The organism is Psychrobacter sp. Ps7, from assembly GCF_022129225.1.
GTDB classification, from domain to species: domain Bacteria; phylum Pseudomonadota; class Gammaproteobacteria; order Pseudomonadales; family Moraxellaceae; genus Psychrobacter; species Psychrobacter immobilis_A.
In genome coordinates this window covers 1-13,841 of record NZ_JADQAH010000057.1, presented here as the reverse complement: position 1 = coordinate 13,841, position 13,841 = coordinate 1, and the positions used below count along the sequence as shown (strand labels likewise).

9 protein-coding genes are annotated in these 13,841 nt (G+C 44.9%); 1 reads left to right on the top strand and 8 read right to left on the bottom strand.

Translation table 11 applies throughout. The features are described from left to right. Position 1 precedes the first annotated feature (1 nt). A complete protein-coding gene (locus I3257_RS13575) occupies positions 2 to 1,699 on the bottom strand; it encodes a hypothetical protein (protein ID WP_238050093.1) in 1,698 nt (565 codons plus the stop codon). A gap of 322 nt (positions 1,700 to 2,021) precedes the next feature. On the opposite strand from I3257_RS13575, the gene I3257_RS13570 reads away from it, so the two are divergent. After that, positions 2,022 to 2,894 carry a methyltransferase domain-containing protein gene (locus I3257_RS13570; protein ID WP_238050092.1) on the top strand — a complete coding sequence of 291 codons (873 nt, stop codon included), beginning with the start codon at positions 2,022 to 2,024 and terminating at the stop codon, positions 2,892 to 2,894. Between the two features lie 146 nt (positions 2,895 to 3,040). Here I3257_RS13570 and I3257_RS13565 read toward each other — a convergent pair whose 3' ends face one another. The 7 genes from I3257_RS13565 to I3257_RS13535 all read right to left on the bottom strand — a co-directional run bounded on the left by I3257_RS13565 (position 3,041) and on the right by I3257_RS13535 (position 13,491). Further along, complete coding sequence (locus I3257_RS13565; RefSeq protein ID WP_238050091.1) at positions 3,041 to 4,393, bottom strand: ABC transporter ATP-binding protein; 1,353 nt, start codon at positions 4,391 to 4,393, stop codon at positions 3,041 to 3,043. A gap of 106 nt (positions 4,394 to 4,499) precedes the next feature. Continuing rightward, positions 4,500 to 6,206: an iron ABC transporter permease gene (locus I3257_RS13560; protein ID WP_238050090.1), complete on the bottom strand. Its 1,707-nt coding sequence runs from the start codon at positions 6,204 to 6,206 to the stop codon at positions 4,500 to 4,502. Positions 6,207 to 6,379: 173 nt separating this feature from the next. Continuing rightward, a complete protein-coding gene (locus I3257_RS13555) occupies positions 6,380 to 7,504 on the bottom strand; it encodes an extracellular solute-binding protein (protein ID WP_238050089.1) in 1,125 nt (374 codons plus the stop codon). 290 nt (positions 7,505 to 7,794) lie between these two features. Then, positions 7,795 to 8,520, bottom strand: a complete 726-nt coding sequence (locus I3257_RS13550) for a 16S rRNA (uracil(1498)-N(3))-methyltransferase (protein ID WP_238050088.1) — start codon at positions 8,518 to 8,520, stop codon at positions 7,795 to 7,797. Continuing rightward, positions 8,517 to 10,115, bottom strand: coding sequence for a 3-deoxy-D-manno-octulosonic acid transferase (locus tag I3257_RS13545; protein ID WP_238050087.1), 1,599 nt, complete (start codon positions 10,113 to 10,115; stop codon positions 8,517 to 8,519). The genes I3257_RS13550 and I3257_RS13545 overlap by 4 nt, the downstream gene beginning before the upstream one ends. A 176-nt stretch (positions 10,116 to 10,291) precedes the next feature. Then, positions 10,292 to 11,749, bottom strand: a complete 1,458-nt coding sequence (locus tag I3257_RS13540; protein WP_238050086.1) for a tetratricopeptide repeat protein — start codon at positions 11,747 to 11,749, stop codon at positions 10,292 to 10,294. Positions 11,750 to 11,853: 104 nt separating this feature from the next. Then, the gene (locus I3257_RS13535) at positions 11,854 to 13,491 is read right to left on the bottom strand and encodes a cardiolipin synthase (RefSeq protein ID WP_193009524.1); all 1,638 of its coding nucleotides are present in this window, start codon (positions 13,489 to 13,491) and stop codon (positions 11,854 to 11,856) included. Positions 13,492 to 13,841 lie beyond the last annotated feature (350 nt).

Here is a 13,841-nt window from a genome sequence, read left to right as displayed (position 1 = left end):
ATTAAGCAGGTTTAAATTCCTGATTAAAGAACTCACGTGTGGCTTGCGTACAAGCCGTACTGACCAGACCGCCGTGATAGTTGCCCAATACAGCAACGCCTTCAGGTATGCCTTGCTGTGCTCCTGCATCTACTACGCGTTGAAGATTTTGAACAAAGTTACTTTGAACACTTGCTACCACAGAATTAATATTCCATTGGTTCATGGACGCCTGTCCAATAAGTTGAACATTAGAATTATCAGGACGATCAGCAGCTGTCGTCGCATCAACATCTAATACTGTCACGTTAACGGTAAGGGCTGGATTTTGTGCGACACTCCCTTGAATAATAGCAGCCATTGAACTGGTATTTAGGTCATAAAAAACCGTTGGATCTTGATTACCACCACATAGCAGAGTTGGCATTTTTGGTACATATCCACGTAGATCATTGGCTTTTAAGGCTTTTCGCAAGTTGTTTTGTGGATTGGCTGCTGGTAATGCTCCTGTCATCGCGATTAGGCTATCAGGGTTCTGTAATGCATCTGCGACATAAGCGGTACGGAAGTCTGTTTTGATCAGATAATTATCATCCGCGAAGCCAATAGAGGCAAAGGGAACGGTAGGTGCTGGTAGAAGATCAAGTGTGGGATTGTTTTCAGGATCTTTTTCAAACAGCGCATTATCGGGCAGTTTATTAGCAGCGACCAACTCACCAAAGCTCAATAAACTTGGTAATTGTGTGTTTGCATAATTGGCAGTGAATATATCAGCAGTACTGTTATAGACATTGCCATACGCATTTTGGAGACCAGATGCCAATAGCGGTGCAAAACGCGATGCGCCGATATTGACGTTGCCCGAAAATATTGCATCACCGAACGCTGCCAGTGCATAAGGCCCTGATAAAGGTGCAATGGCAGTGACAGGCTCATCATTTTTCTCGAACATTCTTGCAGTTGCCATCGCCACATGCCCGCCCTGTGAGTAACCACTGATAAATAACTTACCAGAGTCATCAAGGTTGGTGTAGTCAGGATCATTAGCGCGCTGTTGTCTTGCAATGATGGTACGGGCACTGTCTAATGCATCAGCCATGTCAGTGGCTTGTTGCTCAGCCACAAGGTATGGATGGTAATCAAGATCAGACTCATCATAACCAGCATAGTTTGGTGCAACGACGATGTAGCCTTGAGCGGCAAAGTTGGCAGCGATTAATGTCGCCTCCCCAGCGGCTGGATTTTGAGGATTAGCGACTTGACTAAAATCGTAGCCTTTGTCCGTAGTTGTGCCATGGGCATACAGCAAGATAGGTCGATCGCCTTGACAGTCAGCACTGTCGCCACTTGGTAGCATCAAAGCTGCTGTCGCGTTGGTACGCTCACCCGCTGCCCCTACTGTCGGATAGCTGACTTTTTCGATTTTGATACCGCATTTGGCATCAGGTGTTGCCGTACCATCAAGACCGAACTGGGTATTTATTTGCGCAGTGTTAAATGAGCTGATTGATTTAACTGACGTCGCAGAGTCAGAGCCTATGACAGTATTAAAGTCATTGTCATTGTCATCGCCACAACCGACGAGCAGCAAGCTACAGGCAATAGCGACGGATAATAGGCAGCGCAGCATCACAGGCTTGCCCGTCATAATGGATACTGATTGATGGGTACTGCTAGGTGATTTGTCATTTATAGCGGTAGTAGATTTAGATACGATCATGGTTGCTGTCCTTAGCGGTGGTAGATCAGACGTTTGCTGAGAGTCCTTGGCAATAAAAAAATTCAGTATGGCAGACTCTTTTTATCGATTGTTTTTTATTGAATACATTGAAGTATCAAATATTTTCAATAAAACTTACTCAATAATTGTTTCTTAAACCTTACTACTTATACCGTAAAATATTGTGAAAAGCTACTGGAAAACAAGTATTTAATGGCATCTTTAACGCTATGGTAAAGCTAGTATTGGTGTCAAGCCTAGCTTAGATTTTGTCTTTGTTGTACGATGTTCCAAAATACCACCCTAATACAGATAGCGCTTTATGCAAACCCATAGTGAAAGTACCAAAGAACATGACAACCAATCGGTTGATCTGACACAACCAAGCGACGCATCAGGCGATATACGTGCCGATCGTAGCTTCGATGCGATTGCGGATCATTTTGAAAAAAAGGTCTACGGTGGCTTAAAAGGCGATATTCGATTGGCAGTGCTACGCCGTGATATCTTTGAATATAGTGCGCAAATGAGTGAAAGCCTTGGGCGACCTTTACGTATTTTGGATGTGGGTGCAGGGCTGGCACAGATTGCAATAGAGCTTGCAGCTCAAGGTCATACATTGGTCATCAATGACATCTCAGCCAATATGCTAGAAAAAGCGAAAGCGAGTGCCGCGCAGATAGACGAAGACCTGAATATCACATGGTACGTTTGCCCCTATCAGCAGCTGCCAGAAAAGTTGGGTACAGAAAATAGTGAAAAGTTTGATTTAATCATGTGTCATGCGCTGCTTGAATGGTTAGCAGAACCTGCCCTGGTTATGGACTTTTTTGATCAGCAGTTAACAGATAATGGTGCGCTGTCACTGTGCTTCTATAACCCAGTAAGCTTTGATTATCGCAATCTGATCATGGGGAATTTTAACCTACTCGATAATACAGAGTATAAGGCTGATAACAAAAAAAGCCTCACGCCCAACCATCCTGTCGCCAAAGAAGAAGTCGAATCTTGGTTGACGGCGCATCATTATCAGACCATACGCACCAGCGGTCTGCGCGTATTCCATGATTATGCCCCGCTTAAGCGTGGTGGACACAATGACCCAGATGCCGTGATACGCATGGAGCTGCGCTACTCGCAATTAGAGCCGTATAAACGGTTGGGACGTTATTTGCACATATTGGCAACGCGATAAGCGTAAGTGCAAGCCGCAGTTGTTTGACGTAAACATGAATTAATATAGTCGCCGCAGTTTAAAGTAGATACAAGGCAGCCAAGCGTCAATAGCATACTGTGTGCATGTCGCGAGGTTAATACTCTAATCACTTATAAATGCTGCGACTATTCTGTCTCGTCAACTCTCTCTGACCTATCATACTCTGACCAAGTCGTCGCATTGATATCTTTTTCATCAAATACCACGACGTGCTCTAGGATAGGTAAAATACCAATCTGCGATCCAATCTCGTGATTATGGTGACTGGCGACTAAAGACAGTACCGTTTGCCCGTCGTCGAGTTGCAAGCGATATAAATAGTTGGCACCGCGAAATACGCGTCCAACGACTAAAGCGGTTTGTGTGCTCTCATCGTCATGAATGATATCATCAGGGCGCACCAGCACCTTAATCGGTGTGCCGTTAGGATAATCGTACTCGCAATACTGTGGATACCCTGATTTATCGTATACTTCCATACGCCGATAGATATCGCCTAATGCCGTCTCAACATGGCCTTCTTTGATGATGCCATCTATCATCGCACCTTCGCCGACAAACTCAGCGACAAAAGGACTGATTGGCTCATGATATAGCTCACTTGGGGTTGCCCACTGTACCAGCTTACCTTTATGCATCACCCCCACTTTATCAGCCAGTGCAAAGGCTTCGTTTTGATCATGAGTGACCAGTATTGCCGTGGTATTGGTGCGTTTAAGAATATCACGAACATTCATTGCCAATGATTCACGTAGCACCACATCTAGATTAGAAAACGGCTCATCAAGTAGTAATAGTTTTGGCTTTGGCGCTAATGCACGGGCTAATGCCACCCGCTGCTGCTGACCACCTGACAGCTCATTTGGACGTTTGTCAGCATGCTCAGACAATTCAACCAGCTCTAGCATCTCAGCGACACGGGATTTTTTGTCAGAGGCAGACCATTTATTCAGACCAAAAGCGATGTTTTTTGCCACGCTCAAATGCCCAAATAACGCATAATCCTGAAACACCATACCCATACCGCGTTTGGCGGGTGCGACGGCAAATGAGTTGCGGTCAGTTTTATCAGTAAGACATTGATTGTTTAAGAGAACCGTACCATCACGGCTTTGTTCCAGCCCTGCAATCGCTCTTAGTGCCGTGGTCTTGCCGCAGCCGCTATAGCCCAAAAAGCAACCAATCTCGCCTTGCTTCAATTGCAATGACAAACCATTGACGATAATCGTATCGTCATAACCGACGATTAAATCTTGCACACTAAAATAAGGACTAGTAGCCGTAGCTGCCTCAGTATTTGTCTCAACATCTTGGCTAAAAGCACTGCTTTTTTCTAAAGACTTACTAGGCTGGGCGGGCGACGTCTTAATTTGAGCAACTGGTAATTTTTTTATATGCTCCAGTCTTGCCTTGGCCTTTATTGACTTGGCATTGATTGATTTAGAGTCTGCTGAGCCTTTCATTGAATCAGTGTACATAGACGGTACCAGTTAGCTATTAGTAAATAAAACCCATAGATAAAACAGTGAAAACAATCATAAAATGGAGCGTCATCGGATAATGCAGATTCACTCTAAAAACACCTTAACCTTGCTTATCGCTTTGACGCAATAATATCCAAACAGGCAGCAGCCCAACCAGCACAATCAATAAACTGGGCAACGCAGCTCGTCCCCACATGCCTTCACTGGTCATCTCAAACACCCGCACCGCCAGCGTATCCCAGCCTTGACGACGCGTCATTAACGTAATCGGCATCTCTTTCATGACTTCAACAAACCCCATCAACAGTCCTGTCAATATTCCCGGACTAATAACAGGCAACATCACTTGCCGCCAGCGCTGGTAAGTACTGTCACTCAGTAATTTGGCGGCCGCTTCTTGATTGACCGTTAGTCGCTGTAGCTGTCGATCAACTGGCTGAAAACTCACCGTCATAAAACGCGTCGATAATGCCAATAGCATCACTATCACACTGCCTGATAGCACTTGCTGCGTGGTAATCCCAAAGGCAATCATTTGGTTGTCTAGCCAAGCAATTGGTATAAAGATGCCCACTGCCAATACTGTACCCGGCACCACATAACCCAAATTTGCCAAAGTAGTCATGAGCTTGGTCAATTTATCAGGATACTGCCGCTTAATCCACGCAATGATAATCGCCAAAAAGGCAATAAAAATCGTGGTCATGCTAGCAATCATGAGGCTGTTGGTCACAAAATCAATATAGCGCGCATCGAAATCTTGGCGAAAGTTCAATGCCGTCCAGTAGATGAGCTGCAAAAGTGGGATTAAAAAAGCGCCAGCAAATACCAAGGTACATAGCAATGTCATACCCAATTTCGCAGGCGTGCTGGCATCAAAACGTTGACTGCTGCCTTGAGTAACGTTATTACCGCGCTTGGTTTGCCAATACTGTTCAAACAATACCACAATAAAGATCACACCGATGAGCAAAGCTGCCAATTGTGCCGCAGTGGTCAAACTAAAGAAGCCAAACCATGCTTTGTAAATAGCCGTGGTAAAGGTATCAACATTAAAGACTGACACGGCCCCAAAGTCTGCCAAGGTTTCCATACTGGCAAGCAATAATCCGCCAATAATCCATGGCAATGCTTGTGGTAATGCCAACCGAAAAAACACGCGGCTACGGCTTAAGCCCAGCATTTGTCCTGCTTCAATCGCGCGCCTGCCTTGCGATAAGAACGCTTGACGCGCCAGCAAATAGACGTAGGGATAAAATGCTAGGGACAATACCAAACCTGCTCCCCAGACATTACGGATCGAAGGAATCGCTGCATCAAAGCCTAGGTCGCGCAAACCTGTTTGTAATGGTCCACTAAAATCAACAATACCAATGGTGACAAACGCCAATACATAGGCGGGTATCGCCAGCGGTAACATCAGCGCCCACGAAAAAAACCGCTGTCCAGGGAAGCGGTACATACTGGTTACCCAAGCAAGCGCGGTGCCAATAGTGCCAGACACGACTGTTACCATCAGCAATAAAATCGCGGTATTTTTAAGCACTTGTGGCAGCACATAATCTGCCATGTGCGTCCAGATATCAGCAATTGGCTGCGTCCAAGATAGCAACACAATCAAAATTGGCAAAAGCATAAACGACGAAATCAGTCCTAAGACTGATTTTGAGATAATACGTTTACGGACGGCGTGGTCTTGGCTGACGGTCTGCTTGCCATCAATATTATGATTATCCATATTGTTGGCATTAGCACTATCATTGGCTGTATCGTTTCGACGTACAGACGCGTCTGGCGTTTTGATCATATCATTATTACCGTGTCATACGCATAAAGACCTTATAACATTATACCAAACTCAAAAATACGGCTAAAAACACTGTCTGCTTTGAACATAAATACTATCATTTAGCCTATCAAGCTTGATACTCGTACTTGATAGGCATTGTCCTTTTTGAGAATGGTATGACTGTCAATACCTTATTTATAGCCTGCTTTGTCCATCAACTGAATGGCTTGGGTTTGTAGCTCACCAAACTTTTGCACATTGATATCGTCTTTTTTGAATTCACCCCATGATCTGAGCATTTCTGACTCATCAACCCCTACTTTTACTGGGAATTCTTTGTCTGAGCTGGCATAAAGACCTTGCGCCTCATCAGAAGACAACCATTCTATCAGTTTAAGCGTCCCTTCTGGATTGTCTGAACCTGCGACCACACCAGCACCTGAAATATTCACGTGTGTACCAGTCGTGCCTTGGTTTGCCCAAAATATTTTCACAGGGAAGTTAGGTTTTTCATCGAGCAGACGACCGTAGTAGTAACTATTGGCAATGCCCACTTCACACTGACCAGCAGCGATGGCTTCTAGCATACTGGTATCATCGCTGAACACGTCTGTCGCTAAGTTAGCGACCCAACCACGGACGATTTCTTCGGTTTTTTCTTCGCCCAAATGCTCCATCATACTGGCCACAAGCGACTGGTTATAGACCTTTTTAGAGGTACGTAGGCATAACTTGCCTTTCCACTTCGAATCGGCTAAATCTGCATAAGTAGATAATTGGTCGGCACTGACTTTGCTTGGGTCATAAAAGATCGTACGAGCACGCAATGATAGCCCTGTCCACTGACCTTTTGGATCACGATATTTGGCAGGGACATTTTCTTCTAACACAGTAGAGGATACTGGTTGCAATAAGCCTTGCTGAGCGGCTTGCCATAAGTTACCCGCATCAACCGTGAGCAGCATGTCGGCTGGCGTGTTCTGACCTTCAGCTTGCAAACGCGCCATGAGCGGACCTGTACTATCTGTGACCAGCTCAATCTTCACACCTGTCTGTTCGGTATAACGGTCTAGCAATGGCTTAATCAGCTGCTCATTTCGCGAAGAATAAATAGTAATCGTTTGACCACCTTCACTCGTAGCACCATCAGTAGCAGCTGGTTGCTCAGTAGCCGCCGCTGATGTCTCCGCCTCCACGCTCTCTTCTGTTGTAGATGAATTGCTACAACCAGCCAGTCCCAACATCATGCCAAATACAGCAACAGGCAAGATAAGCTTAGTAGAAGTTAGGTTAGCGCTAATGGCATTCAATGACATGGTTTTCCCCATAATGATGCTACGAAAAGATGAGATAAATAGACGAGATGACAATAAGATAAGACGGCGCTAAAGACCTCTAACAATAAGGTTCAATCACGCGATAATCTCTGAAACAACATACTAATAGAAATGAGATTAATTATCAATACATTTGTTTAACTCAGAAATGCACCGATAATTTGGCTCAACTGTCTCTTTTTAAGGACAAATTTATAGATCTTCATGGAGTAATGTATAGATTTTCTAAGTGATGGCATGTCTTAATTATCTTTCAATGATCTGCTGATTCACGACAGCAACCATTGACCTAAAATCACATTGACGGCGGCTTCTGTACGCAGGATACGCGAGCCTATAGTAACTGCCGCGCAACCTTGAGTGGCAAGCAGTGCTATTTCATAATCAATCCAGCCGCCCTCGCTACCGATGCAAACCAGACTTGGCAATCCTAACGATGGCTGTTGTTGTAGATACTGTGTAAAGGATAGCTCACTATACGGGTGCGCCACGATGGCTCGATTGGTTACCAAACCTGCCAGCTCATCTTCCACGAATGGCTTAAAACGTTTTTGTAAAGTGATACGAGGCGCTATGGTGTCAACCCCTTGTTGCAGCCCTTCTAATACAAACTCATCAAGGCGCTCAAGCATCGGACTTTGCCAATAGCTTTTTTGCGTGCGATAGCTGTTGATTAAGATGATATCGCGCACCCCAAGCGCGGTCATATCCATGATTAAGCGGCGTAGCACTTTAGGACGCGGTAGTGCCAATACAACGGTCAAATCTAGCTTTGGTGGCGGCGCAGTGGTGAGCTGAATATCACGCAACTCAATAGCATCAGAGCGGATGCTCTCTATAACAGCAGTGCCCAAATAACCGCCCATTTGACCGATTTTCAGCATATCACCAACTTTTGCTGTTAGCACTTTATTGACGTGATTTATTTGTGATAATTCATCAATATATGCCGCATCCGAAGAGAAGTTTTCAATGGGTAATAATAGACAATTCATAGCAGCTCTTGGCTTGGTTGTTGAATAGCATGCTGCTCGACAACCTCTTTAATCATGGTAAATTGGCGGGTCAATACGGCTTGCTGTTGTCTCGTCATTCGCGCGCCAGCTTGCCCTGCTTGTTCCGCCACCTCAAGATCACTGAGCCAAGACACTAGCTGCTGATAAATGAGCGCTACATCCTCTTTAGCGGCAGGCTTCTTACGAGAGGATTGTTGATTCGTATCATCATTAGTAGTAGCCGCACTAACAGTAACGGGGCGATAGAAAACATTGTTTGGCTGATATAACGCGCCGACCTCCGCCAATTTATCTACCACGCTTTGACAAGACTGCGTATAGCGTCCCATGAGTACAGGCGTTGCCACACTCGATGGCTCAACGGGATTGTGCCCACCGACATCCACTAATGAGCCGCCGACCAGTGCCACATCTGCCAACTTATACCACGCCATCAGCTCACCCATGCTATCAGCCAGATAGACTTGTGTGCCTACATGAATGCTATCTTCTGCACTACGCCGTGCCATTGTTAAGTCGGACGCTTGAATGAGCGCTGCTACCTCATCAAAACGTTCAGGATGTCTAGGTACAATGATAAGCAGCGCATCAGCGAGCGCGGGATGAGACAATAGCTGTTGATGCAATGATAGTGCCGTCTCTTCTTCACCACTATGGGTACTTGCAGCAACCCAAATCGGTCGACCAGCGATATTCATCTCTTTTGCTAATGTGGACTCTTTGACCGATTCAAAATATTGGTTTGGTACACTAGGATTTTCTGTATAGTTATTTTCTATATCAGCTTCTATATCAGCCACTTTATCTTCAATTTGAGGTGTATTAATCACCCATTTGAGTGAACCTGCGACACGAATTTGCGCGCTATTCGCACCCAATTGTCGAAAGCGTTTAGCAGAGTCGCTGTCTTGAGCGATAATCAAAGTTAGGTTTTTCATCATGCTGGCACTGACCGCAGCAATTTTTTGATAACTTTTAAAAGAAGATGCTGACAGCCGACCGTTGACCAAGATACTGGGAATATGGTGTTCGGATAATTTGGTTAGGATATTTGCCCACAGTTCCGTTTCTACAAACAGAGCAGCGATGGGCTTGACATGCGCCAAAAAAGCCTCAATCACAGTTGGGCTGTCGACAGGTACGTAGCTATGGCTCATCCGACCTTGAGCAATATCATCGGCGAAACGGCTAGCACCGCGAGCAAAACCTGTCTGCGTGGTATTGGTTAGCCATATCTGATAGCCATCAGCCAATAATGTATCTAATAATGGCGCGACGGTATTGGTCTCGCCCAATGACACCGCATGACACCAAATAACGCCTTTATCAGTTTGCGCATTAGTCACTTTAGCCACTGGTCGCGGCGGATATTGTTTGCCAAAACGCTGCGCCACTTCTTGTTGATAGTTGTCGCGGTTGTGTGAGCGTTGCCAAACTTGCAGTCGATATAGCGGCTTAAGTAAGCCAATGGCGCACTGATAATACAAAGGCGCAGTATAAACAGTGCGGCTGGGCAACGATACTGGGTCAGTCGCTTCTAAAGCACAATCAGAGGATATAGGAGAAGATGGCATAAAGTTGCCCAGATTAGTAATGGCTTAAATAATATAGTCAATTCACTATAAAAGAGTAACGGAATTAACCTCTTTAAATTAAATCGACTATAGTAAGGTGACAATAAAAAATGCGCCAATTCTACCTGAATTTAGCGATTAACAATACGCTTTACAGCGTGTTGCCATAAAATATTTTAGACAATAATTAGGATCAGTATTGCCACCACGAGTATGGCGGCGAATAACAACTGATAACGCTTCATGCTATGTTGCTCTTGTTTTTGTGTCGTTATCAGCGCTTGCGCCTGTTGCCATTGCCCTACTACGCTCGCCGCTTCCGCATGTCCATTCTCCGCTGCTTGCTCTAGCCAATATTTACCAGTGTCTACATCTTGCGCCACGCCGACCCCTTGGTAATACATCTTGCTTAGTAGGCGCTGCGCACGACTGTCGTTTTTGCTGGCTGCCTGCTTAACCCACTCAACCCCTGACGCTGTAGCAGCACCCTTATCAACCGCTAATCCTTCACCAAGTAACTCATACATTGCCAAATGTAGCATGGCAGCGCTATTACCCGCCTGCGCCGCCTCTTGTAGTGTTAATAGCGCTTGCTTTTTTGTCGTCAAATGACTCTCTGAAAGGCTCATTTGCGCGCGTGGCTTGCTTTGCTTGGCAATATACTGTTCTAACTGCTCTAGCACTTTATGTGCTTGCTGATATTCGCTATTGCCAGCCGTTTGAACGACTTCTATGTTATCCAGCTCTACGAGCAATTGCGTAAAAATCGCGGGCGTTGGCAATTCTTGAATAGAAGGCACTGACGATGGTAGTGGCTGCTCTAATACCGTATTTTCTGAGGTTGTATGAGGTTGTACTGTTTCTGATTTAGACAGCACAGGCTTAGTTTGGCTCTCTTGCTGAGACAGATTCTGAAATTCTGGCACATCATGTGGCGTATGACTCAACCCTTCTTTTTCTAACGGTTTCTGACTATCAGCCGTTTTAATGCGCTCTACACTAGCGCTTGGATTTGGTGTGCTGATATTAATGGCTGGTGTGATCGAATTAGCAACGTGATTGTCGTGCGCATGTGGCAACCTTGCGCTAACCGCTTGATATAAACCACTAGCCACTTGACCGCCTTGTACGGCTGCAAATGGCCGATCAATATGACCAAATAACCGTAATCCTATCGGCTCTAGGGCAAAAAACAATGACGTAACGCTATTAGCATCAGCCGACTGACAATAGACAACCGCCAGATGTTGATAAAAATCATCGGTTGTAAGAGCCAGTTCAGGATAGCGCTTATGTAGCTCAAACTGTCCATACCAATGCGGCGTACTTTGCCATTGCTGTGCCAATACTCGCCCTGCATAAAACGCCAAAAATACCATAAAGTTACGATAGCCTTCATCGAGCAATAATCTCTCTTCATGCCATCGACTAGTTTTAACCATCTCACGGCGTATGTGCGACAGCAGCGTATCAACTCGCTGTAAGCTTGCCAATGACTCATCTAATATACAATCACGAAGCTCGCTTTCGTAAGCAATGCCACCAGCGATAGGACGATCCGCTAGAAAGTCTTGCCAATAGCCTGCTGCAATGTAGTCAAAGGGCGTTAGAGGTGATGCAGACGATGCATACATAGACAAGCGCATCCTTTATCGGGATAAATTAATAGTAATAAAAATAAGGTCATCATGGCACTAAACTGACATCAGTCGTTTACCCTACCCTAAAATTGAAAATGCTACAATAAAGGACTAAATAAGCGTACCACATTGTCAAACAAACGCTCTGCACCATGGCGCTGTTGCCACTGCTCTAAACTCAAAAAACGGCAACTTTGTAAGTAGACTTCTTGACAATCAGCCACTTGAGCGACCATCTCTGGTGTATAAATGGCCAAGCTCACTTCCATATTTAGATAAAAACTGCGCATATCGATGTTTACAGTACCAAATAAACAATAATCATCATCGATAACCACTGTTTTGGTATGCAACAAACCACCCTTAAACAAGGCAATCGTCACGCCTGCCTCGAGCAGCTCTTGATAATAGGCTTGTGACGCATGCTGTACAAGAAATGAATCCACCTTTTCAGGGACAATCAGTGTCACCTCAACCCCACGTTTGGCAGCGATCGTTAATGCTCCCGAGAGCGCCTCGTCAGGTACAAAATACGGTGTGGTAATACGAATGCGTTTATTGGCGCGATGAATAACGGTCACCAATGTATTGTAAATCACATGGGCAGTCACTTGCGGTGCGGAGGGTATCAGCTGCGCCAGCACCCCTTCTACCATCGGCATCTTCGGTATCACAATCGATGTCGAGCCAATATTTGGCTGCTTATGATAGTCGATCTCACCAGCCAATACCTTCACCCGACTGTTTAAATCATTAATGGTTGGGTTCATCACATATAGTTTACGAGTATAGCCATTTACTCGCTGATTGAGCGCGTCTAGATTGTCGTTATTTTCCGCACCAATATCCGTGGCCACCACGATCGCCATGGCGGTCGTAATACTAATAGAGTGTTGACTGGTCGTGCGTATCGCCACATCGATCCACTGTCCAACGTTTTTATTTTGTTTAAAAAATCTTGGATCGACCAAGTTAAAGCTACCGATATAGCCAATGTGCTCATCAATCACCACAATTTTACGATGATTGCGCAAGTCAGAGCGCTTAAATAGCGTTTTAAATAAACCCACTGGTAGTGACTGATGGACAAAGACACCTGCTTTTTCTAAAGTACGATGCGCGCTACTATTAAAGAAACTAAAGCTGCCCACGCTATCGGCCAATATATGACACTCAATACCACGCTGCGCTGCCGCTGACAGCGCCTCTATCACCTCTAGTACTTGTCCTTTAGGATAAACAATATAAAACTCCATCAAGATAATACTCTGAGCGGCATTGATATCTTCGATTAATCGCTGAAAGATAGTATGAGGATCCGTCAATAGCTGCATATTGTGATTAGGAAACACGCCCAGCCCCGTCCAACGCGTGCCTATTTGACTGACACCGCGGTAGTTGGCTGACAGCAGCTCTTGTCCCTGATCAAAAACTAAATTCTCACGCCGTGCCATATCATCCATCAATAAGCTTGCTTGGTCTACCCGTTGACGATAGCGCCGCCCTATCATCGGCTCACCCAATAGTATGTAAGCGATGAAACCAAAAAGAGGCAAGGTATAGAGCACAGCAATCCAAGCAATAGACACACCGATATTGCGCTGCACCGATACAACACGTAGCGTCATTACTATCATGAGAACAATATGCAATACCAGACCCAAGCCTGCGAAGTCTCCCCAAGACCAGGTCGTAAAAGTTTGTTCAATAGTGGAATTTTCTATGCCCGCCTCCAACAATCAACATAAAATAAAGCATGAGTCGTAAAACACCCTCAACAGTATAGTAGTTTTTGACCATCAAACAATGACTAACCATAATAAGTTTTTAGGCAGCAACCTTAGTAAACACGTGCCTCAGACTACTATTAATAATAACTTTCAGACAGTATTTTCAATTATTTTTCAAAATAGTTAAAAAACTGTTTGACAGCCATGTGTAAATCTATATAATACACACCCACAGCAGCAGAGCTTAGTGACAAACTTAGAGCTCAGTTGATGTTGAATAAATTGCTTAGCAATTGTTCAAAGGGTGATTAGCTCAGTTGGTAGAGCGTCTGCCTTACACGCAGAATGTCGGCGGT